13 protein-coding genes and 3 rRNA genes are annotated in these 24,099 nt (G+C 68.3%); 4 read left to right on the forward strand and 12 right to left on the reverse strand.

What is annotated here, in order from left to right:
• Window positions 1–120: 120 nt before the first annotated feature.
• Complete coding sequence (locus O7629_RS18770; protein ID WP_278170698.1) at window positions 121–915, reverse strand: TIGR03936 family radical SAM-associated protein; 795 nt, start codon at window positions 913–915, stop codon at window positions 121–123.
• 108 nt (window positions 916–1,023) lie between these two features.
• The gene (locus tag O7629_RS18775) at window positions 1,024–3,021 is read right to left on the reverse strand and encodes a TIGR03960 family B12-binding radical SAM protein (protein ID WP_278170699.1); all 1,998 of its coding nucleotides are present in this window, start codon (window positions 3,019–3,021) and stop codon (window positions 1,024–1,026) included.
• 118 nt (window positions 3,022–3,139) lie between these two features.
• Between O7629_RS18775 and O7629_RS18780 the strand changes: the two genes are divergently transcribed.
• Window positions 3,140–4,237: a hypothetical protein gene (locus O7629_RS18780; protein ID WP_278170701.1), complete on the forward strand. Its 1,098-nt coding sequence runs from the start codon at window positions 3,140–3,142 to the stop codon at window positions 4,235–4,237.
• 12 nt (window positions 4,238–4,249) lie between these two features.
• Here O7629_RS18780 and O7629_RS18785 read toward each other — a convergent pair whose 3' ends face one another.
• The 4 genes from O7629_RS18785 to ndk form a co-directional block, all read right to left on the reverse strand.
• A complete protein-coding gene (locus O7629_RS18785) occupies window positions 4,250–4,981 on the reverse strand; it encodes a lysophospholipid acyltransferase family protein (RefSeq protein ID WP_278170703.1) in 732 nt (243 codons plus the stop codon).
• 74 nt (window positions 4,982–5,055) lie between these two features.
• Window positions 5,056–8,214 (reverse strand): isoleucine--tRNA ligase, encoded by a 3,159-nt coding sequence (gene ileS, locus O7629_RS18790; protein WP_278170704.1) that lies wholly within the window; start codon window positions 8,212–8,214, stop codon window positions 5,056–5,058.
• 328 nt (window positions 8,215–8,542) lie between these two features.
• Entirely contained in the window at window positions 8,543–10,180 is a 1,638-nt protein-coding gene (locus tag O7629_RS18795; RefSeq protein ID WP_278170705.1) for an alkaline phosphatase D family protein, read from the reverse strand.
• A gap of 125 nt (window positions 10,181–10,305) precedes the next feature.
• Entirely contained in the window at window positions 10,306–10,731 is a 426-nt protein-coding gene (gene ndk, locus O7629_RS18800; RefSeq protein WP_278170707.1) for a nucleoside-diphosphate kinase, read from the reverse strand.
• A 212-nt stretch (window positions 10,732–10,943) separates the two neighbouring features.
• Here ndk and O7629_RS18805 point away from each other — a divergent pair, with 212 nt between their 5' ends.
• Window positions 10,944–12,485, forward strand: coding sequence for a VOC family protein (locus O7629_RS18805; protein WP_278170708.1), 1,542 nt, complete (start codon window positions 10,944–10,946; stop codon window positions 12,483–12,485).
• Window positions 12,486–12,488: 3 nt separating this feature from the next.
• On the opposite strand, the gene O7629_RS18810 is transcribed toward O7629_RS18805, so the two are convergent.
• The 3 genes from O7629_RS18810 to O7629_RS18820 all read right to left on the reverse strand — a co-directional run bounded on the left by O7629_RS18810 (window position 12,489) and on the right by O7629_RS18820 (window position 16,875).
• The gene (locus O7629_RS18810) at window positions 12,489–12,887 is read right to left on the reverse strand and encodes a DUF4233 domain-containing protein (protein ID WP_278170709.1); all 399 of its coding nucleotides are present in this window, start codon (window positions 12,885–12,887) and stop codon (window positions 12,489–12,491) included.
• On the reverse strand, window positions 12,884–14,155 hold the full coding sequence (locus O7629_RS18815) for a folylpolyglutamate synthase/dihydrofolate synthase family protein (protein WP_278174586.1): 1,272 nt from the start codon (window positions 14,153–14,155) through the stop codon (window positions 12,884–12,886). Before O7629_RS18815 ends, O7629_RS18810 begins: the two co-directional genes overlap by 4 nt.
• Window positions 14,156–14,253: 98 nt before the next feature.
• Window positions 14,254–16,875: a valine--tRNA ligase gene (locus tag O7629_RS18820; protein ID WP_278174587.1), complete on the reverse strand. Its 2,622-nt coding sequence runs from the start codon at window positions 16,873–16,875 to the stop codon at window positions 14,254–14,256.
• Window positions 16,876–17,062: 187 nt separating this feature from the next.
• On the opposite strand from O7629_RS18820, the gene O7629_RS18825 reads away from it, so the two are divergent.
• On the forward strand, window positions 17,063–17,758 hold the full coding sequence (locus tag O7629_RS18825; protein ID WP_278170710.1) for a hypothetical protein: 696 nt from the start codon (window positions 17,063–17,065) through the stop codon (window positions 17,756–17,758).
• 121 nt (window positions 17,759–17,879) lie between these two features.
• On the opposite strand, the gene rrf is transcribed toward O7629_RS18825, so the two are convergent.
• The 3 genes from rrf to O7629_RS18840 all read right to left on the reverse strand — a co-directional run bounded on the left by rrf (window position 17,880) and on the right by O7629_RS18840 (window position 23,043).
• A 5S ribosomal RNA gene (gene rrf, locus O7629_RS18830) occupies window positions 17,880–17,996 on the reverse strand.
• A 70-nt stretch (window positions 17,997–18,066) separates the two neighbouring features.
• Window positions 18,067–21,172: ribosomal RNA gene (locus O7629_RS18835) — 23S ribosomal RNA — on the reverse strand.
• A gap of 354 nt (window positions 21,173–21,526) precedes the next feature.
• Window positions 21,527–23,043 (reverse strand): 16S ribosomal RNA (locus O7629_RS18840).
• The 16S, 23S and 5S rRNA genes sit together here, the layout of an rRNA operon.
• 805 nt (window positions 23,044–23,848) lie before the next feature.
• Between O7629_RS18840 and O7629_RS18845 the strand changes: the two genes are divergently transcribed.
• Entirely contained in the window at window positions 23,849–24,064 is a 216-nt protein-coding gene (locus O7629_RS18845) for a hypothetical protein (protein ID WP_278170711.1), read from the forward strand.
• The last annotated feature ends 35 nt before the right edge of the window (window positions 24,065–24,099 follow it).

Raw genomic sequence — 24,099 nt, forward strand, 5'->3', positions numbered from 1 at the left:
CCCCGGGCGCGGGTGAGCGCTGCCACGCAGGGTTGCCGCAAAAAGTGATCCGGCGGACGCGCCGCTGAGCTTCCGGCCCGGTGGGGCGAAAGACCCGGAGGCAGACCGCCGAAGTCTGGCTTACTGAGCGCCGGCCGGAACACGGCTGGCGTTCACCGATGGCTGCCCAGCTCGATCCGCCTCCAACGGATCGACGATCTCCCCCTGCGCGGTCAGTGTTCCCTGCGCTAGCCGGGTCACTCGGGGCGGCACCGGCGGCTCCAGGTCGGCCATGACGCGCAGGCCGGAGAGGACGTCATCGGGTCGTACCGACGGGGTGACCTGCCGGACGACTAGGTCGAGTATCGCACACGGCACCGAGCTGACCTCGGAAGGTAGGCCGCTGCCCGGACCGGCACCCGGTCCGTCGGTGTTGTCGGGCCGGTCGGCGACCACGATCCGCACCACTGCGGCACGGGCGTCGAAGGTCCGTCGGCCCTGCTTGGTCAACCGCTCCACCAGCACCTCCTCGGCGGCGGCGAACGTCGCCACCGCCCGGCCGGCCGACTCCGGATCGACCTCGGGCAGCTCGATCCGCCACCGCGACGCGTCGATCCGGTCGGCCAGGCTGCCGCCGGTCGCCTCGACCGCCTCCAGAACGTCGAGACCGGGCGACAGCGCGGCGTCGAGCGCCACCCGCAGCCGGTCGGGATCGACCTGCTGCTGCAGACCGATCTCCAAGTACTCGGCCTCGCTGGCGACACCGGTCGGGGCCGCGCTCGCGTAGGAGATCTTGGGGTGCGGGGTGAATCCCTGAGAGAAGGCGACCGGGACACCGCCCCGACGCAGTGCCCGTTCGAACGCCCGGGCGAAGTCGCGGTGCGAGGTGAACCGCAGCGGGCCGCGCTTGGCGTACCGGATCCGGATCCGTTGCACGACCGGTGCCTGGCCGCCTGCCGGTTGTGGCTTCCTGCTGATCGTGATGCTCCTCGGAAGGGGTAGGGAACGTCGTTCATCCTCACCCGGATGGGTGCGGCGCGCCAGTCAGCCCGCCGCCGGGGTCCGCAGGCCGGTGTTGACCGGCGTCAGCGGCAGCAGCTTCTGCCCGGTCGGACCGATCTGGATCTCAGTATCCATTGACGGACAGACACCGCAGTCGAAACAGGGCGTCCACCGGCAGTCATCCTGCTCGTACTCGCCCAACGCGTCCTGCCAGTCCTGCCAGAGCCAGTCCTTGTCCAGCCCCGAGTCCAGGTGATCCCAGGGCAGCACCTCGGTGGCGTCCCGGTCGCGGACCGTGAACCAGTCCAGGTCGATCCCGTACGCCGGCAGCGTGTCAGCGGCCGCGTCGACCCACCGCTGGTACGAGAAGTGCTCGCTCCAGCCGTCGAACCGGCCGCCGGACTCCCAGACCCGGCGGATCACCGCGCCGACCCGCCGGTCACCGCGCGACAGCAGCCCTTCGATCAGTGACGGCTCACCGTCGTGGTAGCGGTAGCCGATCGCCCGGCCGAGCGACCGGTCGGCGTTGATCGCCTGTTTGAGCAGCCGCAACCGGTTGTCGATCACCTCCGGGCGCTGCATTGACGCCCACTGGAACGGGGTGTGCGGTTTGGGCACGAACCCGCCGATCGACACCGTGCAGCGGATGTCCTTGGAGCCGGTCGCCGCCCGGCCCGCCTTGATCACCTCGTGGGCGAGTCGGGCGATCTGCAGCACGTCCTCGTCGGTCTCGGTGGGCAGCCCGCACATGAAGTAGAGCTTCACCTGACGCCAGCCGTTGGTGTACGCGGTCACCACCGTGCGGATCAGGTCCTCCTCCGAGACCATCTTGTTGATCACCCGGCGGATCCGCTCCGAGCCGCCCTCCGGGGCGAAGGTCAGCCCGGTACGCCGACCGTTGCGGGACAGCTCCTGCGCGAGCTCGATGTTGAACGCGTCGACCCGCGTCGACGGCAGCGACAGCGACACGTTCGTGCCCGCGTACTGCTCGGCCAGGCCGGAGCACATGTCGCCGATCTCCGAGTGGTCGGCCGAGGACAGCGACAACAGACCGACCTCGTGGAAACCGGAGTACTCCAGGCCGTCGGCGACCATCTGGCCGACCGTGGTGATGGACCGCTCCCGCACCGGACGGGTGATCATGCCAGCCTGGCAGAACCGGCAGCCGCGCGTACAGCCGCGGAAGATCTCCACCGCGTAGCGTTCGTGGACCGTCTCGGCCAGCGGCACGATCGGCTTCTTCGGGTACGGCCAGGCGTCCAGGTCCATGGTGGTGCGCTTGTGCACCCGGAACGGCACGTCCGCCCGGTTCGGCACCACCCGCTGGATCCGGCCGTCCGGCAGGTAGTCCACGTCGTAGAAGCGCGGCACGTAGATGCTCTCCGTACGAGCCAGCCGCAGCAGCAGCTCGTCGCGCCCGCCCGGCGACCCTTCGGCCTTCCACTGCCGGACGATGCCGGTGATCTCCAGGACGGCTTCCTCGCCGTCGCCGAGCACCGCCGCGTCGATGAAGTCGGCGATCGGCTCCGGGTTGAACGCGGCGTGCCCACCGGCCAGCACCACCGGGTGTGAGTCGTCCCGGTCGGCGGCGGACAGCGGGATCCCGGCCAGGTCGATCGCGGTCAGCAGGTTCGTGTAACCCAGCTCGGTGGCGAACGAGACACCGAAAACGTCGAAGTCGCCGACCGGCCGGTGTGCGTCGACGGTGAACTGCGGCACCCCGTGCGCCCGCATCAGCCGTTCCAGGTCCGGCCAGACCGCGTAGGTCCGTTCGGCCAGCACGTCGGGCTGCTCGTTGAGCACCTCGTACAGGATCTGCACGCCCTGGTTCGGCAGGCCGACCTCGTAGGCGTCCGGGTACATCAGGGCCCAACGCACCGTCGCGGCGTCCCAGTCCTTGGCCACCGCGCCGAGCTCGCCGCCGACGTACTGGATCGGCTTGCTGACCTGAGGCAGCAGCGGCTCCAACCGGGGCCAGACCGACCTGGCCGTCGGGCCACCCACGGTCGCCGTCGGGGCAGTGCCTGCCGGGACACCCATCAAACCTCCTCCAAACCGCACCGGACACCGGATCAACCACCCAGAGTACGCGGGCGGAGCGGGCGGGCTGGCCGCACGGTACTAACCTCGAACGGGTCCGAGAGGAGATGCATCTGCGATGCGGCAGCCGCAACCGGATGAAGGTCCGACCACGGACCAGCCGGCCGGGGCGGGCGGGTCCGACCCGGCCACGTCACCGGCAACGTCACCGGCCCCGTGGCGGGGCTCGGCAGCGGTGCCGCCACCGCGGCCGCGCCAGCGCTGGTGGCAGCGGGACGCCCCCCGGACGGAGCAGCCGCCACCCCGTGACCCCACCCTGCAGCTACCACCCGACGGGTTCACCGAGGACGATCCGGCGACCCGCACCCCGGTCGACCCGTGGGCCGCCGCCGACCCCTGGCCGGCCGGTCAATCGACCGACCCACCCGACGAATGGCCCGGTGCCGGCCCGCCGACGCCGGAACCGATGGCCTTCCCCCCGCCGGTGTCCCCACCCGCGCCCACCTCGCCCCCGGACCCGCCACCACCGGTCGCCGGCCCGCACCCGCCGAACCCGAGCCGGCTCCCGGTGACCCGACCGCCGGTCACCGGGCCACCGGTCACCGGGCCACCGGCGCCGACCGGAAAGGCGGCCCGTCGGCAGCGCCGACAACAACGCCGACGACGGCGCTGGCCCTGGAAGACGACGCTGTTCACCCTGCTCACCGTCGCCTGCTGCTGTGGCTGCCCGGCCTACTACGGCAAGCCGCTGTGGGACCAGTACCCGGCGAACGCCGCACTCCCCGGGCAGGTCGCCGACCTGCGGCTCAGCGACGACGGTTCCAGCCAGGAGACGGTCGCCCGGTTGGAAGGTGAGATGCGCACCGCCCATCTGCTGGCCGAGGACACCTTCGCCGGGGTGTACCGGGACGGCAACGGCAAGCTCGTGGTGCTGTACGGCATCACCGGCTTCCGGATGACGCCGGGCAGCGACCTGGACAGCGAGGTCGGCCGGATCAGCGACGCGTACCAGATGGATGCCGTCGAGACGTTCGAGACCGGCGCCCGGGGCACCCACCTGAGCTGCGGAACCGGCGTCTCCGACGGCGACGACGTGGTGGTCTGCGCCTGGGCCGACCACGGCAGCCTCGGCACCGCGCTGTTCACCCGCCGGTCGGTCGAGGAGAGCGCGACGTTGACCGGGCAACTACGCGCCCAGGTGATCAGCCGGGAGTGACCCGGGAGCGGCTCAGCCGGCGGCGTCGCCGTTGCCGTTGCCGTTGCCCGGCTGGCCGTCGCCGGTCCTGGCCCCACCAGCGGTACGCGGTGGCGCGTACCGGGGCACGTACTCCTGGCCGGTGAGCTGCTGGATCTCGCTCATCACCTCGTCGGTGATCCGGCGCATCTCGGAGCGGTCGTCGCCGCGCCCGGTGAAGTCGAGCGGCTTGCCGAACCGGACCGTGACCGTGCCCCGGCTCAGCTTCGGCCAGAGCGACCCGATCGGCTGGATCTGCGCGGTGCCGACGAATCCGACCGGGACGACCGGCACCCCGGCGGCCAGCGCCAGCCGGGCCACCCCGGTCCGGCCCCGGTACAGCCGCCCGTCCGGCGAGCGGGTGCCCTCCGGGAAGACGGCCACCTGCCGGCCGGCCCGCAGCAGCGGGATCGCGCCGTCGAAGGCGCTCAGCGCCGCCCGCCCGCCGCCGCGTTCCACCCGGATCGCGCCGAGCCCGGTCACCAGGCCCTTGGTCAGCAGCCCACGGAATCCGGTGCCGTCGAAGTACTCGGCCTTGGCCCAGAACGCCACGTGCCGGGGCAGCACCGCGCCGAGGAAGTACTCGTCGGCGACGGACAGGTGGTTCGCGGCCAGGATCACCCCGCCGGTGGTGGGGACGTTCTCCCGCCCTTCCACCTTGGGTCGCCAGCCCAGCAGCAACGCTGGTCCGACAGTGACTTTGCCGATCGAATACAGCGGCGGCACGGATCCTCCGGCGACGGGACAGGCATGGGTGGGTCGGACAGACACCGTAGCGGACGGGATCCCGCCCGGACCGGTCAGACCCGCTGCACCCGCACCGACACCGGCTCACCGTCGCCCACCTCACCGGCGAATCCCCCCGCCGGACCGGCGGCCGACGCCCCGGACGGGTCGAACGTCACCTCGTCGGCGAGCACCTCACCGGCGACGAAGTCCTGGTACGCCCGTACCGCCGCCGCCACCTCGGCACCAGCCGCCACCGTGACCCGGACCCGGTCGGTGATCCGCAGATCCGCCTCCCGCCGGGCCTGCTGGATCACCCGGACCAGGTCCCGGGCCAGCCCTTCGGCGGCCAGCTCCGGCGTGACGGTGGTGTCCAGCACCACCACCCCCTGCCCGGCCGGCAACGGTGCGGAATGCTCCGGGTCGGCGGCGACCAGCTTCAACTCGTACTCCCCGTCGGCCAGCCGGACCCCGGCGGCGACCGGCGCACCGTCGTCGCCCAGCGCCCAGTCGCCGGACTTCACCGCCCGGATCACCGCCTGCACCTGGCCACCGACCCGGGGGCCGAGCACCCGGGGCACCACGGTCAGCACCTGCTGGCAGTGGTCGGCGACCGCGTCGGTGAACTCCACCGACTTGACGTTGACCTCGTCGGCGACCAGGTCGGCGAACGGCCGCAGCCGCGGCGCGGCGGCGCTGGCCACGGTCAGCGCCGGCAGCGGCAGCCGGACCCGCAGATTGCGGGCCTTGCGCAGCGACAGCCCGGCCGAGCAGACCTCCCGGACCGCGTCCATCGACGCGACCAGGTCGTGGTCGGCGGGGAACTCGCCAGCGGCCGGCCAGTCGGTCAGGTGCACCGACCGGTCACCGGTCAGCCCGCGCCAGATCTCCTCGCTGGTCAACGGCGCCAACGGCGCCACCACCCGGGTGAGCGTCTCCAGCACCGTGTACAGCGTGTCGAACGCGTCGGTGTCACCGGACCAGAACCGGTCCCGGGACCGGCGGACGTACCAGTTGGTCAACGCGTCGAGATAGGTGCGCACACTGGCGCAGGCACCGGAGACGTCGTAGCCGTCCATCTGCCGGGTGGCCTCGTCGACCAGTTCACCGGTCTTGGCCAGCACGTACCGGTCGAGCAGGTGGGTGCTGTCGGTACGCCGGGTCGCGGTGTAGCCCTCCGCGTTGGCGTACAACGCGAAGAAGTACCAGACGTTCCACAGCGGCAGCAGCACCTGCCGGACGGCGTCGCGGACGCCGCTCTCCACCACCGCCATGTCGCCGCCGCGCAGCACCGGCGAGGCCATCAGCATCCAGCGCATCGCGTCCGAGCCGTAGGTGTCGAACACCTCGTACACGTCCGGGTAGTTGCGCAGGCTCTTGCTCATCTTGCGCCCGTCGGCGCCGAGCAGGATGCCGTGGCTGACGCAGTTGCGGAACGCCGGCCGGTCGAACAGCGCGGTGGCCAGCACGTGCATGGTGTAGAACCAGCCCCGGGTCTGCCCGATGTACTCGACGATGAAGTCGCCCGGGTAGTGGTGCTCGAACCACTCCCGGTTCTCGAACGGGTAGTGCACCTGGGCGAACGGCATCGACCCGGACTCGAACCAGCAGTCCAGCACCTCCGGCACCCGGCGCATCGTGGACCGTCCGGTCGGGTCGTCCGGGTTGGGCCGGGTCAGCTCGTCGATGCCGGGCCGGTGCAGGTCGGCCGGGCGTACGCCGAAGTCGCGTTCCAGCTCGTCGAGCGAGCCGTACACGTCGACCCGCGGGTAGGCCGGGTCGTCCGAGCGCCAGACCGGGATCGGCGAGCCCCAGAACCGGTTCCGGCTGATCGACCAGTCCCGCGCTCCAGCCAGCCACTTGCCGAACGAGCCGTCCTTGACGTGCGCCGGCGTCCAGGAGATCTGCTGGTTCAGCTCCACCATCCGGTCCCGGAAGGTCGACACGGCCACGAACCACGACGACACCGCCTTGTAGACCAGCGGCGTGTCACAGCGCCAGCAGTGCGGGTACGAGTGGGTGTAGGTGTCGTGGCGCAGCAGCAGACCCCGGTCGCGCAGCTCACGGATGATCGGCTTGTTGGTGTCGAACACCTGCTCCCCCGCGTACGGCGGGACCAGGGCGGTGAACCGGGTGTGGTCGTCGACGGTGACGATCGTCGGGATGCCGGCGGCGTTGCAGGTGTTCTGGTCGTCCTCACCGAACGCCGGGGCCATGTGCACCACCCCGGTGCCGTCCTCGGTGGTGACGAAGTCGGCGCCGAGGACCTGGTACGCGTTCGGGCCGGCCCGGTCGACCAGGTAGTCGAACAGCGGGGTGTAGCGGCGTCCGACCAGGTCGGCGCCGCAGACCGTGCCGACCCGCTCGAACCCGTCCAGTTCCTTGGCGTACGCCTCGAGGCGGGCCGCCCCCAGCAGGTACCGCTGCCCGTCGCGCCGCAGTACCGCGTACTCGATGTCCGGGCCGACGGCGAGGGCCAGGTTCGACGGCAGCGTCCACGGCGTGGTGGTCCACACCCCGATCCGTTCCGTCTCGCCACCGGGCTGCGCCGGCGCCAGCTCGAACCAGACGGTGACGGTCGGGTCCTGCCGGTCCCGGTATACGTCGTCCATCCGGGTCTCGGTGTTGCTCAGCGGCGTCTCGCAGCGCCAGCAGTAGGCCAGCACCCGGAAGCCCTCGTAGACCAGCCCCTTGTCGTACAGGGCCTTGAAGGCCCACATGACGCTCTCCATGTAGTCCAGGTCGAGCGTCTTGTAGTCGTTGACGAAGTCGACCCAGCGGGCCTGCCGGGTGACGTAGCGCTCCCAGTCCTGGGTGTAGGTCAGCACCGAGCTGCGGCAGACGTCGTTGAAGCGCTCCATGCCCAACTCGACGATCTCCGCCTTGGTGGAGATGCCGAGCTGACGTTCGGCTTCGACCTCGGCGGGCAGGCCGTGGCAGTCCCAGCCGAAGCGGCGCTCGACCCGCCGGCCGCGCATCGTCTGGTAGCGCGGCACCACGTCCTTGACGTAGCCGGTGAACAGGTGGCCGTAGTGCGGCAGGCCGTTGGCGAACGGCGGGCCGTCGTAGAAGACGTACTCGTTGGCGCCGTCCGGACCCGGGTCGCGCTGGTCGACGCTGGCTTCGAAGGTCTTGTCCGCCGTCCAGTAGTCCAGGACGCGGCGCTCCACCTCGGGCAGGTCCGGACTGGCCGGCACGCCGGTCGCGGCGGGGTCGGTCATCGGGTACGCCATGGTGGTGCCCTCTCCTCGCGCAGCTCACTGTCTCGTGGTCTGCGAGGACGAACCCGCCGGGCGGTCGCCGGCTGCTGCCGGACGTCGCCACGGTGGGCCGCGGTACCACCTCGCTTGGCGGTCGCCGAGGTGCGCGACCGCCCGCTCATCGGCCGGCTGTGACGGGCCGGACCCGTCCGGTTCTACTGGGGCCGCCGCTGTCGGGCAGTGGTGGCCGGTTCTTCCGGAGGCTCACCGGTGATGGCCGGGTCGTCGCCTTTGGGTTGCCTTCGGATTCGAGCGTATCCCACCCGTCGAGCCGGTTTCCGTCCGCCCGCCACTTCCGAACTCAGCCGGCGGGTGGGGCCGGCAGGGTGGTCGACCAGAGCGAACGGCCGTCCCGGTCGCGCAGATGCACGGTGAACGCCCGGGACCCGCCGTCGACGAACACCTCGCCATAGTGCTGGAAACCTTCGGCCGGCGACGTGTTGGCCCGCGGCGGGGCGTTGACGAACACCGCCTCCGGGCCGAACGTACCGTCGAGGGTGTTCGGGCCGAACGCCCCGGCGTGCGCCGGGCCGGAGACGAACTCCCAGAACGGGGTGAAGTCGGCCACCGAGGCCCGCGCCGGGTCGTAGTGATGGGCGGCGGTGTAGTGCACGTCGGCGGTGAGGAAGACGATGCCGGTGACGCCGGCCCGGTGCGCCGCGCCGAGGATCTCGGCGAACTCCAGCTCCCGCCCGGCCGGTGCGCCGCCGTCGCCCTGGGCGATCCCTTCCTGGGCCCCGCCACCGTCCGGCACGATCAGCCCGAGCGGCAGGTCGTTGGCGATCACCTTCCAGGTGGCCGTCGACCGGGTGAGCTCGCGGATCAGCCACTGCCGTTGCTGGGTGCCGAGCAGGCCACGATGCGGGTCGGCGTACGTGTTGCCGTCGTTGGGGTCCTTGTAGGTGCGCATGTCGAGGACGAACACGTCCAGCAGCGGCCCGTAGCGGACCACCCGGTACAGCGGCCCGTCGTCCGGGGTCGGCAGCCACTCGTGGAACGCCTGCCGGGACCGTGCCGCCAGCACGTCGACCCGGGTCTCGGTGTAACGCGGGTCGGTGAGGATCTCGCCCGGATACCAGTTGTTGGTCACCTCGTGGTCGTCCCACTGGTTGAGTTGCGGCACCTCGGCGGCGAACGCCCGCAGCTGCGCGTCGAGCAGGTTGTAGGCGAACTGGCCACGGAACTCGGTGAGCGTCTCGGCGACCTTGGACTTCTCCGGGGTCACCAGGTTGCGCCACACCCGCCCGTCCGGCAGCGTCACCGTCTCGGCGAGCGGGTTGTCGGCGTACACGGTGTCGCCGCTGCACAAAAAGAAGTCCGGCCGGCCACGCCGCATCGCCTCGAAGATCCGCATCCCGCCGAAGTCGTCGCTGATCCCCCAGCCCTGACCGGCGATGTCCCCGGTCCAGACGAACCGCACGTCGTCGACCCGCCCGCCGGGACCGCCGCCCGGCCGGCCCCGGTGGTGTCCGTGGTAGCCACCGGCGCGGGGTGCGGTGCGCAGCGAACCGGTCAGCGGTTCGCTGACCAGGCCGGGACGGTGCAGGCTCTCCACCCGCACCCGGTAGTGCAGCCGCTCGCCGGCGGGCAGGCCCCGCAGCTGCACCTTGCCGGTGAAGTCGCCCCGGCCGTCGAGCACCGGGCCGCGTACCCGTCGGGCGTCGCGCAGGTCGGGCCGGCGGCCGACCTCGACAATCAGCCGGCCGACCCGGTCGGCGCGGGTCCAGACGACGGCCTCGCCGGGGCCGACCACGCCGCTCTGCACGCCGTGGGTGAGCACCGGCCGGCCGGTGGGGTGCCAGGCCGGTGTGATGGGCCGGCCGGACGCGACGTCCGCGCCGGCGGCCGCACCGGCTCCGCCGAGCAGCGCGCCGCCGGCGAGCCCGGCACCGCCGGCCAGTCCGGCCCGCAGCAGGGTACGGCGGTCGAATGGGTTCATCGAAATCCTCCCGGGAAGGCACGTCAGGCGTTCCCAAGAGGTCTATCGATGGAATGTGGCGAGATCCACCGGATCAGGTGACCAGCACACGAACCGGCCGATAACCCGCGGCTGATCGACCGGGATCAGCCCAGGTCGGGGAACCAGAGCTTGATCTCGCGGGCCGCGCTCTCCGGGGAGTCCGAGGCGTGCACCAGGTTCTCCCGGTTGGACAGCGCCAGGTCGCCGCGAATGGTGCCGGCTGCCGCCTTGCGTCCGTCGGTGGTGCCGATCAGCGCACGCACCACCTCGATCGCCTGGTCACCGGCGAGCACCAGGGCGACCAGCGGCCCGCTGGTCATGAACTCCTTCAGCGGCGGGTAGAACGGCTTGTCCACATGGTCGGCGTAGTGCGCGCCGGCCAGCTCCTCGTCCATCCGGCGCGACTGCAGGGTGACCAGGTGCAGTCCCTTACGCTCGAACCGGCCGAGGATCTCGCCGACCAAGCCGCGCCGGACCGCGTCCGGCTTGATCAACACGAGGGTACGTTCGACATCGGTGGGGCTGGACACACTGGCTCCTTATCGACGGACCGGCACCGCTCCCCTGCGGAGCGATCCGGTACGGACTGGCGCTGCCAGCCTAGTGGGTCCACGCCGCCCCGCGCGTCATGATGGAGGGCCAGGGGACGGACGAGGACCGGCGGCTACCGACGCCACCGGTCGCGGCTCTTCCATCCTCGCCGGGCCCGGCCTAGCCTGGCCTTGACGCAGGGAGGTCTACTGTGGCGAACGGCCATCGATCGGTTTCCACCGCCCGCAAGCTCATCGCGACGGTGCTGGGCACTTTCGCCACGTTCATCATCCTCTTCGGCGCCGGCATGACCAGCTGGGCCATCGCCGCGCTGGGCGTGGCACTGCTGGTGCTCGCGGTCAGCCTGGTGCTGATCACCGCGTTCCCCGGTACCGAGCGCGCCTGGGTGGCCGGTATCGCCCACGTCCGCAGCGTTTCCGAGCCACCGGCCTCCTCCACCTACGGCCGCTGCGAACTGCAGATTCTGGTTGACGCGCCGGGCGTACCGCCCCGGTCGGTCAAGGTCCGCGACCCCCGGGTGCCGGTGGCGAAGTGGCCCGACCCTGGCGCCACGCTGCCGATCATGGTCGCCATCGACGACCAACGCCACGTACGGATCATCTGGGACGACGTGCTGACCCACGCTGAAGCCGCTGCGGAGCGGGCCGACCTGCCGCCGGAGTTCGACGAGCCCGACTTCAGCACCCTCGACGACGACCTGCTCGACGTGGATGAGGAGCCGCCGTGGGCGCGGCGACGCTCCGACGACCTGTTCCTCGACCCGGACACCGCCCAGACCGCCGATCTCGGCGCGGGGCTGCGCGACGACGATCTGGCCGAGCCCGCCGGTCCGGCCGACGATCCGCGTCAGCGCCGACGCGACCCGGCGGAAAATCCCCGGCCGGACTTCGCCACCCCGGGATTCGACCCCGACATCGAACAGTCCGAGCCGGCGGATCCGGGCCGGGTCGACGCCCCCGGCAAGGTCGACGACCCCGTCGTGGTGAGCCAGTCACCGGGAGGCCACAAGGTGGTGGACGGCACCGTGGTGGACCCGCAGCCGGTGCCGCTGCCGCGCCGTGCCCGGCCACGGCCGTACTCCCCACCCGCCGAGCCGGAGGCCGGCACGGTCACCGCCGGAGCGGACCGGGGCCGGGCCGCCGCCGAGGCCCGCGCCGAGTCGCCGACCGCCACCGGGACGGCGCTGGCCGACCAGCCCGACCAGGACGCAGACGACCCCGACGGCGGGTCGGTGACCGACCCGGACGGCCCGCTCGCCGACCTGGCCGCCGCCGGCCCGGTGACCGGCCCCGACACCCTGGCCGACGAACCGGGCGACGACCACGGGCCGATCCACGGCGTCGGGCTGACCCTGCTCGTCGCGGACCTCGACCGGTCGGTCGGGTTCTACCGCGACATGCTCGGCTTCTTCGAGATCGACGGCGGGGACGGCAACGCGGTGCTCGCCTCCGGGCAGACCCGTCTGGTGCTGCGGTCGGTGCCCGAGGTCGCCCCGGTCAACCGTCGGCTCATGCACCTCAACCTCGAAGTCGACGGCCTGCAACGGATGCACGACGAACTCAAGGCCAAAGGGGTGCGGTTCACCTACGCGCCCCGGGCGGTCAACCGTGGTGCCCGGCTGGAGCTGTGGGCGGCTGCTTTCCGCGACCCGGACGGCCACGGTATCGCCATCATCGAGTGGCGTGATCGTGACCAGCCGACGTCCGACGCCGACACCGACGCAGCACAGTGATCGTCAGCTGAGAATGACCCGCCGGACGTGCCACACGTACGCCCAGACGACGCCGAACAGCACCCCCACCACCAGCAGTGACCAGTGCAGCAGGCCGGCGAGCAGGACCAGCCCTTGCAGCACCGTGCCGGCGTACCAGGCCCAGCCGCGCCGCAGCAGGCCGGCGAGCAGCACCGCGCCGACGGCGAGGACTGCGCTGGCCACCATCGCCGCCGGGCCGGAGCCGTCGCCCAGCATCCGGATCGGCTGGATCGCGAGCACCAGTACCAACGCTTCCAGGCCGAGGGTCGCCGCGCCGAGCCCGCGCGCGGCGGCCGGCGGGTTGCGCAACCCGGACCGACGCGGCGGCGGTCCGGCCGGGTCGTCGGTTGTTGGGTCGTCGGTCACCGGGTCGGCGCTCACCGGGTCAGCAGCCGGCGTGCGTCGGCCACCGTCACCACCGATCCGGTGATCAGAACCCCCACCCCGCTGAGCTCCCCGTCGAGGTCAGCCTCGGCCAGCTCAACCGCCGCCTCGATCGCGTCCGGCATCTGCTGGGTCACCCGTACCCGGTCCACGCCGAACGCCTCGACCGCGAGACCGGCCAACTGACCGACCGGCATCGCCCGCGGCGACGTGTTGCCGGTCACCACCAGTGCGTCCGCCACCGGCTCCAGCAGATCCAGCAGCGCCTCGGCGTCCTTGTCGGCCAGCACGGCGAGTACCACCACGAGCCGCCGGAACGCGAACTCCTCCTGCACGGCGGTGACCGTGGCCGCCATCCCGTGCGGATTGTGGGCACCGTCGAGCAGGATCGTCGGCGCGCTGCGTACCCGCTCCAGCCGGCCCGGTGACGACACCCCGGCGAAGCCCTGCCGGACCGGCTCGGCGTCCAACGTCCGACCCGGGCCGGCACCGAGGAACGCCTCCACCGCCGCCAGCGCCAACGCCGCGTTCTGCGCCTGATGCGCCCCGTGCAGCGGCAGAAACACCTCGTCGTAGCGGCCGCCGAGCCCCTGCAACGTGAGCATCTGCCCGCCGACCGCGACCGCGCGGTGGACCACGCCGAACTCGCCGCCCTCCCGGGCGATGGTGGCCCCCACCTCGGCGCACCGGTCCAGGATCGGCCCGGCCGCCTCCTCCGGCTGCACCGCGGTGACCACCGTCGACCCGGCGTGCACGATGCCGGCCTTGGCCCAGGCGATGTCGGTGAGGGTGTCGCCCAGCCACTCGGTGTGATCCAGACCGATCGGCGTGATCACGCAGACACCGGCGGACAACACGTTGGTGGCGTCCTCGGCACCACCCAGCCCGACCTCCACCACCGCCACGTCGACCGGGGCGTCGGCGAACGTCGCGAACGCCAACGCGGTCGTCATGTCGAAGTACGTCAACGGCTCCGCGGCCTGCTTGTCGACCAGCTCGGCCAACGGCGCGACCTCCCGGTACACGGCGGCGAACCGCTCCTCGCTGACCGGCTCACCGTCCAGGCTGATCCGCTCCCGCACCGTCTCCAGATGCGGGCTGGTGTAGCGGCCGGTGTGCAGCCCGAAGGCCCGCAGCAGCGAGTCGATCATCCGGGCGGTCGAGGTTTTGCCGTTGGTCCCGGTCAGATGGATCGACGGGTACGCCCGCTGCGGACTACCCAGCAGGTCCAGCAGCTGGCCGATCCGGTCCAGGTCGAACACCATCCGGGTGAAGCCCCGGTCGGCGAGCTCCTGCTCGACCCGCGCGAACTCGCCACCCGGCCGCTGCTTGGCACCGCCGGTGGCCCCCGGGCGACGTACCGTCACGACTGCTCACCGTCAGCGGCCGGCAGCGCGGCGAGCGCTCCGGCGATGCGGGCCAGCTCCGCCTCGGCCACTGCCAACCGGGTACGGATCTTGTCCACCACCGGGGCCGGTGCCTTGTCGACGAACGCGCTGTTGCCCAACTTGGCCCGGCACTGCTCGGCTTCCCGCTCGGCCGCCGCCCGGTCCTTGGTCAACCGGGCGCGTTCAGCCGCCACGTCGATCGAACCGCGGGTGTCGAACTCGACACCGACCTGTGCGGTCACCGCGAGCTTTGCGGTAGCCGAGAAATCGGCGGCCGGCTCGTCCAGCCGGGTCAGCGACCGGATCAGCGGCTCGTGCCCGCCGACGCCCGCGTCGACCAGACCGGTCAGCCGGGCGCTGACCCGTTGGGTCGGCCGCAGCCCCTGATCCGACCGGAACCGGCGGATCTCGGTGACCACCCGCTGCACCACGGCCAGCTCCGCCTCCGCCGCCGGGTCCTGCCACGACGGGTCGGCGACCGGCCAGGAAGCCACCATCAGGCTGCCGGCCGCCGGCTGACCCGACCCGGCCAGCGCCGACCACAACTCGTCGGTGACGAACGGAGTAACCGGGTGGAGCAGCCGCAGCAGTTGGTCGAGCACGTGGCCGAGCACCCGGCGGGTCCGGTCGGCGGCCTCCCCGCCAGCGCCCAGCACCGGCTTGCTCAGCTCCAGATACCAGTCGCAGACGTCGTCCCAGGCGAAGTGGTAGAGCGTGTCACACGCCTTGGCCAGCTCGAACGCCTCGAACTGCTGGTCGACCTGGGCCGTCACCTCCTGCAGCCGGGACATGATCCACCGGTCGGTCATGCCCAGATCCGCCCGGTCGGGCAGGTCGCCGGTCAGGTGCGCGCCGTTGAGCAGCGCGAACCTGGTGGCGTTCCACAGCTTGTTGCAGAAGTTGCGGGAACCCTGGCACCACTCCTCGCTGACCGGCACGTCGGCGCCCGGGTTGGCGCCCCGGACCAGAGTGAACCGGGTGGCGTCGGCGCCGAACCGGTCGATCCAGTCGAGCGGGTCGACGACGTTGCCGTACGACTTGGACATCTTCTTGCCGAACTGGTCCCGGACCATGCCGTGCAGGGCCACCACGTCGAACGGCTGCCGGCCCTCCATCGCGTACAGCCCGAACATCATCATCCGGGCCACCCAGAAGAACAGGATGTCGTAGCCGGTGACCAGCACGCTGGTCGGGTAGAAGGTCCGCAGGTCGTCGGTCTGGTCCGGCCAGCCGAGCGTGGAGAACGGCCACAGCGCGCTGGAGAACCAGGTGTCGAGGACGTCCTCGTCCTGCCGCCAGCCGGCACCGGCCGGCGGCTGCTCGTCGGGTCCGACGCAGACGACCTCGCCGTCCGGGCCGTACCAGACCGGGATCCGGTGCCCCCACCACAGCTGCCGGGAGATGCACCAGTCGTGCATGTTGTCGACCCAGGCGAAGTAGCGTGCGGCCAGCTCCGGCGGCTCCACCCGGGTCCGACCGTCACGCACCGCGTCCCCGGCGGCCTTCGCCAGCGGGCCGGTCCGGACGAACCACTGCAACGACAGCCGCGGCTCGACCGTGGTCCGGCACCGCGAACAGTGACCGACCGCGTGCACGTACGGCCGCTTCTCGGCCACCACCCGCCCTTCGGCCCGCAACGCCGCGACGATCGCCGGCCGCGCCTCGAACCGGTCCAGTCCTTCGAACGGTCCGGCCGCCGTGACCACCGCCCGCTCGTCAAGGATGGTCAGGCTCGGCAGCCCGTGCCGTTGGCCGATCTCGAAGTCGTTGGGGTCGTGCGCCGGGGTCACCTTCACCGCGCCCGTGCCGAACGTCGGATCGACGTGCGCGTCCGCGACGATCGGGATCCGCCGACCGGTCAACGGCAACTCGACCTCGGTGCCGACGAGATGCCGGTAGCGGTCGTCGTCCGGGTGCACCGCCACCGCAGTGTCGCCCAGCATCGTCTCGACCCGGGTGGTGGCCACCACGATCGACGCGTCGCCCTCGCCGTACCGGATGGAGACCAACTCGCCGTCGTCGTCGCTGTGTTCCACCTCGATGTCGGACAGGGCGGTTCGGCACCGCGGGCACCAGTTGATGATGCGCTCGGCGCGATAGATCAGCTCGTCGTCGTAGAGACGCTTGAAGATGGTCTGCACCGCCCGGGACAGGCCCTCGTCCATCGTGAAACGTTCCCGGTCCCAGTCGACCGAGTCACCGAGACGGCGCATCTGCCCGAGGATGGTGCCGCCCGACTCCGCTTTCCACTGCCAGACCCGGTCGATGAACTGTTCCCGGCCGAGGTCGTGCCGGGACAGGCCTTCGGCGGCGAGCTGTCGCTCCACGACGTTCTGGGTGGCGATCCCGGCGTGGTCCATGCCGGGCAACCAGAGCGCTTCGAAGCCTTGCATCCGCTTGCGTCGGATCAGCGTGTCCTGGATCGAGTGGTCGAGGGCGTGCCCGACGTGCAGCGACCCCGTGACGTTCGGCGGCGGCACCACGATCGTGAACGACGGCTTCCCGCTGCCCGCGTCGGCGCGGAAGTAACCCTCGGCTACCCACCGCTCGTACCGCCGCTGTTCGACCTCACCCGGAGCGTACTGGGCCGGCAACATGGGGGCTGCGTCGTGTTGGGGCTGCGGAGTCTCGGTCACCCATCGAGTTTACGGAGCCCCCGCACCCGGATTCACGCAGGCCCGACCGCGGCAGACCGACTGCGGCTGGCCAGCTGTCTCGGGCCGCTTGACGGGCCGACGGGCGGCACCCACCGCTCGGCGGACTCGGTGACGTACGGTGTCGGGCATGGTCGACGACATATTCGGCGGACGACGGTCGGCTCACCAGGGACCGGTCGACCGTCAGGAGCCGGTCGACGTGACCCCGGACGCCCAGCCGACGCCGGACGACGGAGAGAGCCGCGGCCGAGGTGTCCGGGCCGGGCGCGGCCGGCGCGTCGCCGTCATCGGCTCGCTCGCCGCGATCGGTGTGCTGGGCGTCGGTCTGCTCGGTTCGACCGGCTTGCGCATCGTCGCGCAGAAGGATGCCAGCCTGAGCGCCCCGGACGAGGCGGCCGGGCTGGTCCGCGACGACGGGGAACAGGCCAGGAGTACGGCCGACTACCTGCACAGCGCCTTCGCCGCCGGAATCGACCTGGACCACAGCACGGCTGCGGTCTACCGGGACCCGGCGGCGGCGGACCGCAGCGTTCTGGTCTTCGGTGGCACCGCTCTGCTCTGGTCACCCGAGCACGACCTGGACGCGCTGCTGAAGATCGTCGGCGACGAGGAGGGTTCGGTGACCGGCGTCCACCAGGTGCCGGCCGGGACGTACGGCGGAGTGATGAAGTGCGGCAGCACGCCTACCGGTGACCAGGAGATGCCGGTCTGCGGTTGGGCGGACCACGGGAGCATCGCGGTCGCGCTGTTCCCGGGGCGTACCGTCGGCGAGTCGGCCGCGCTGCTCGCGGACCTGCGGATGGACCTTCAGCAGCGGGACTGACGTCCGTACGACGGTCTTCTGCACGGTCGGCACGGGGTCGTTGTACAGGGCGGTCTTCCCGAGGGATTTTCCCTGGAAAACACTTGTGGGCCACCCGTACGGGTGGCCCACAAGTAAAGATGTCCGGCGGTGACCTACTCTCCCACACCCTCACGAGTGCAGTACCATCGGCGCTGGAGAGCTTAGCTACCGGGTTCGGAATGTAACCGGGCGTTTCCCCTCCGCCATAACCGCCGTAACCCTAACAACAAACCAAACACACACGGTGCCCGTTTGCCCAGAATCACACAGTGGACGCGTACATCTTCGAAGTCAAGTCCTCGGCCTATTAGTACCGGTCAACTGAACCAGTTACCTGGCTTACATCTCCGGCCTATCAACCCAGTCATCTACTGGGAGCCTTACCCCACAAAGTGGGTGGGACACCTCATCTTGAAGCGAGCTTCCCGCTTAGATGCTTTCAGCGGTTATCCCTTCCGAACGTAGCCAACCAGCCGTGCCCCTGGCGGGACAACTGGCACACCAGAGGTTCGTCCGTCCCGGTCCTCTCGTACTAGGGACAGCCCTTCTCAAGTATCCTACGCGCGCGGCGGATAGGGACCGAACTGTCTCACGACGTTCTAAACCCAGCTCGCGTACCGCTTTAATGGGCGAACAGCCCAACCCTTGGGACCTGCTACAGCCCCAGGATGCGACGAGCCGACATCGAGGTGCCAAACCATCCCGTCGATATGGACTCTTGGGGAAGATCAGCCTGTTATCCCCGGGGTACCTTTTATCCGTTGAGCGACACCGCTTCCACACGCAAGTGCCGGATCACTAGTCCCGACTTTCGTCCCTGCTCGACCTGTCAGTCTCACAGTCAAGCTCCCTTGTGCACTTACACTCAACACCTGATTGCCAACCAGGATGAGGGAACCTTTGGGCGCCTCCGTTACCCTTTAGGAGGCAACCGCCCCAGTTAAACTACCCACCAGACACTGTCCCTGAACCGGATCACGGTCCGAAGTTAGAAACCCAAATCAACCAGAGTGGTATTTCAACAACGACTCCACCGATACTGGCGTACCAGCTTCACAGTCTCCCACCTATCCTACACAAGCTAATTCGAGTACCAATGTCAAGCTATAGTAAAGGTCCCGGGGTCTTTCCGTCCTGCCGCGCGTAACGAGCATCTTTACTCGTAATGCAATTTCGCCGGGCCTGTGGTTGAGACAGTAGGAAAGTCGTTACGCCATTCGTGCAGGTCGGAACTTACCCGACAAGGAATTTCGCTACCTTAGGATGGTTATAGTTACCACCGCCGTTTACTGGCGCTTAAGTTCTCAGCTTCGCCCCGAAGAGCTAACCGGTCCCCTTAACGTTCCAGCACCGGGCAGGCGTCAGTCCATATACATCGAATTACTTCTTCGCATGGACCTGTGTTTTTAGTAAACAGTCGCTTTCCCCTGGTCTCTGCGGCCATACAACGCTCCACCCGCAAGGGGCTTCACGTCTCCGGCCCCCCTTCTCCCTAAGTTACGGGGGCAATTTGCCGAGTTCCTTAACCACAGTTCGCCCGATCGCCTCGGTATTCTCTACCTGACCACCTGTGTCGGTTTAGGGTACGGGCCGCTAGAAGCTCGCTAGAGGCTTTTCTCGGCAGCATAGGATCACTGACTTCACCTGAATCGGCTCGGCATCACGTCTCAGCCTCACGCACCACGGATTTACCTATGATGCAGCCTACACGCTTACCCCGGCACAACCACCGGCCGGGATCAGCTACCTTCCTGCGTCACCCCATCGCTTGACTACTACCCGCCAGGTTCCCGCGCTCCCTCAGATCAGTCCGAAAACCTCACCAAGTTCGGGCAGTTAGCACAACGAGGTTCATCATGGGCGCTCCTTCGCGGGTACGGGAATATCAACCCGTTGTCCATCGACTACGCCTCTCGGCCTCGCCTTAGGTCCCGACTCACCCAGGGCGGATTAGCCTGGCCCTGGAACCCTTGGTCATCCGGCGGAAGGGTTTCTCACCCTTCTTTCGCTACTCATGCCTGCATTCTCACTCGTGCCGCGTCCACAGCTGGGTCACCCCGCTGCTTCACCCCCGGCACGACGCTCCCCTACCCATCCACACACCTGCACCAACCCCCGAAAGAGTCAGCGAAGTACACGCGTGAATGCCACAGCTTCGGCGGTGTGCTTGAGCCCCGCTACATTGTCGGCGCGGAACCACTTGACCAGTGAGCTATTACGCACTCTTTAAAGGGTGGCTGCTTCTAAGCCAACCTCCTGGTTGTCTAAGCGACCCCACATCCTTTTCCACTTAGCACACGCTTAGGGGCCTTAGCTGGTGATCTGGGCTGTTTCCCTCTCGACTACGAAGCTTATCCCCCGCAGTCTCACTGCCACGCTCTCACTTACCGGCATTCGGAGTTTAGCTGATTTCGGTAAGCTTGTAGGCCCCCTAGACCATCCAGTGCTCTACCTCCGGCAAGAAACACGCAACGCTGCACCTAAATGCATTTCGGGGAGAACCAGCTATCACGGAGTTTGATTGGCCTTTCACCCCTAACCACAGGTCATCCCCCAACTTTTCAACGTTGGTGGGTTCGGCCCTCCACGCGGTCTTACCCGCGCTTCAGCCTGCCCATGGCTAGATCACTCCGCTTCGGGTCTAGAACATGCGACTCAAACGCCCTCTTCAGACTCGCTTTCGCTACGGCTACCCCACACGGGTTAACCTCGCCACATGCCACTAACTCGCAGGCTCATTCTTCAAAAGGCACGCCGTCACCCCTAAAGGCTCCGACGGATTGTAGGCGAACGGTTTCAGGTACTATTTCACTCCCCTCCCGGGGTACTTTTCACCATTCCCTCACGGTACTCGTCCGCTATCGGTCACTAGGAAGTATTTAGGCTTACCAGGTGGTCCTGGCAGATTCACGGCAGATTTCAGGGGTCCGCCGCTACTCGGGAACATCCACAGAAGACCAGAAGTTTTCACCTACCGGACTATCACCGTCTACGGCTGGCTTTTCCACACCATTCAGCTAACAACTGGCTTTATCACTTCTCGACCGAATGTCAGTCCGATCAGCAGAGTCCCACAACCCCGACCACGCAACCCCTGACAGGTATCACACGCAGCCGGTTTAGCCTCATCCGCTTTCGCTCGCCACTACTCACGGAATCACTATTGTTTTCTCTTCCTGCGGGTACTGAGATGTTTCACTTCCCCGCGTTCCCTCCACACACCCTATGAGTTCAGGTGCAGGTGACACCACATGACTGATGCCAGGTTTCCCCATTCGGACACCCTGGGATCACAGCTCGGTTGACAGCTCCCCCAGGCCTATCGCGGCCTCCCACGTCCTTCATCGGCTCCTAGTGCCAAGGCATCCACCGTTCGCCCTTGACAACTTGACCACAAAGATGCTCGCGTCCACTGTGTAATTCTCAACAAACGACCAACCCGCAACCCCCAGCCCCACACCAGCACCACCACACACGATGGCCGGTATGCAAGACCAGGCCGCGCCTGGCACAGAGACAACAACCCACCACGTGGCCTGTTCCCTCAGGACCCAACAGGATGCCCACCATCCACACCAGCCGCACCAACACCACCCTCCACACCCCCACCCGAAAGCAGAAGCAGTACTAGCAGCATCAGCCGTTGCCGACACGAACTCACCAGTGTCTCCGCCAATGAGCACCCCCACCCCACACTCGGAGGCGGCAGGCTCCCTACCCGACCTTCGCCGGGAGAGCGCTCCTTAGAAAGGAGGTGATCCAGCCGCACCTTCCGGTACGGCTACCTTGTTACGACTTCGTCCCAATCGCCAGCCCCACCTTCGACAGCTCCCTCCCACAAGGGGTTGGGCCACCGGCTTCGGGTGTTGCCGACTTTCGTGACGTGACGGGCGGTGTGTACAAGGCCCGGGAACGTATTCACCGCAGCGTTGCTGATCTGCGATTACTAGCGACTCCGACTTCACGGGGTCGAGTTGCAGACCCCGATCCGAACTGAGACCGGCTTTTTGGGATTCGCTCCACCTCACGGTATCGCAGCCCATTGTACCGGCCATTGTAGCATGCGTGAAGCCCTGGACATAAGGGGCATGATGACTTGACGTCATCCCCACCTTCCTCCGAGTTGACCCCGGCAGTCTTCGATGAGTCCCCGCCATAACGCGCTGGCAACATCGAACAAGGGTTGCGCTCGTTGCGGGACTTAACCCAACATCTCACGACACGAGCTGACGACAGCCATGCACCACCTGTGACCGCCCCCGAAGGACCCCACATCTCTGCAGGTTTTGCGGCCATGTCAAACCCAGGTAAGGTTCTTCGCGTTGCATCGAATTAATCCGCATGCTCCGCCGCTTGTGCGGGCCCCCGTCAATTCCTTTGAGTTTTAGCCTTGCGGCCGTACTCCCCAGGCGGGGCGCTTAATGCGTTAGCTGCGGCACAGAGAACCGGAGAGGCCCCCCACACCTAGCGCCCAACGTTTACAGCGTGGACTACCAGGGTATCTAATCCTGTTCGCTCCCCACGCTTTCGCTCCTCAGCGTCAGTATCGGCCCAGAGACCCGCCTTCGCCACCGGTGTTCCTCCTGATATCTGCGCATTTCACCGCTACACCAGGAATTCCAGTCTCCCCTACCGAACTCTAGCCTGCCCGTATCGACTGCAAGCCCACAGTTGAGCTGTGGGTTTTCACAGTCGACGCGACAAGCCGCCTACGAGCTCTTTACGCCCAATAAATCCGGACAACGCTCGCGCCCTACGTCTTACCGCGGCTGCTGGCACGTAGTTGGCCGGCGCTTCTTCTGCAGGTACCGTCACTTACGCTTCGTCCCTGCTGAAAGAGGTTTACAACCCGAAGGCCGTCATCCCTCACGCGGCGTCGCTGCATCAGGCTTCCGCCCATTGTGCAATATTCCCCACTGCTGCCTCCCGTAGGAGTCTGGGCCGTGTCTCAGTCCCAGTGTGGCCGGTCGCCCTCTCAGGCCGGCTACCCGTCGTCGCCTTGGTAGGCCATCACCCCACCAACAAGCTGATAGGCCGCGAGCCCATCCCAAGCCGAAAAACTTTCCACACACCACCATGCGGCAGCATGTAATATCCGGTATTAGCCCCGGTTTCCCGGGGTTATCCCAAAGCCTGGGGCAGGTTGCTCACGTGTTACTCACCCGTTCGCCGCTCGAGTACCCCGAAGGGCCTTTCCGCTCGACTTGCATGTGTTAAGCACGCCGCCAGCGTTCGTCCTGAGCCAGGATCAAACTCTCCAACAAAAACTTGTGAAGAAATCAAACCCGGCATATAAAATGCCAAGGAATCACCAACCAGAAAACCACCACAAACGCGGCAGTCAACCAGCCGGGAACCAAACAAACTTTGGCACTGGCTTATCAAGCACCCTGTTGAGTTCTCAAAGAACAAACACACACCAGCAGAACCACCCACACCAAGCAGGCAACCCCACCAGGGCCATCCGTCCCACCCGACTTCCGCCGGGCAACTTCCCTATCTTACCCGGTTGGCTTCGCGTTGTCAAGAGCCAGTTTCAACTCTCTCGCACCACCCGGATTCCCCCGCGCTTGATCCAGCCGCTCTGCGGCTGTCTTTGGTCGGGGTGTCCGGCAGACCGGCCCTCCTCGTTTCCCGAGGCTCGGCCCGGCTCCCTGCCGGCTTCCTACCTTACCCGGTCGGTTTCGCAATCTCAAGTCCGGCTTGCCGGTGAGTCGCACCGCCCGCCCAGTCTGGTTCGGCGGTCACCCGCCCCATCCTGGCTGTCTGCGTTTCCGGCCGTTTTGTCCGTGTCCCGCTGACAGAGAGAAAGTTACGCGGCGCCGCGGCGGAACGCAAGTTGATCTTGAAGATTCTTGGCAAGTTCCACATATGCGCAGGTCAACGTTGGTGCGACCGGACGGGTACGGGTCCTGGCTCGGCGAACTGCCCGGCGGTTGACCTACGCGGCGTGAGGTCCATGGGTGCAGGAGGGCGCCGTGTTGTGCGGCGGCCAGGTCGACGCCGCCGGCGAGGTCGACGTGGCCGCCGGTCCCCCGCACTGTGGCCGACCGTGTCAGAGTGGCTCCCATGACTGTCGAAGGACCACAGGCCATCGACGCCATCTCCGCCCTGCTGCTGCCGTTCTGGCAGATCGTGATCGGTGCTGTGGTGGTGGTAGCCGTGATCGTCTCGATCCACCGGCTCATCCTTCGCGGGCCGTCCCGGATGACGAAGGCGCTGCTGATCCTCGGCGGCGCGATCATCAGCCTCGCGGTGATCGGCGTACTCACCTCTGGTGGTTGACTCTGTGGCCGACGTGGCCGGCAGTCCCGACGGCA

Origin of the sequence: Solwaraspora sp. WMMD792, assembly GCF_029626105.1 — a bacterium.
In the GTDB taxonomy this organism is placed as follows: Bacteria; Actinomycetota; Actinomycetes; order Mycobacteriales; family Micromonosporaceae; genus Micromonospora_E.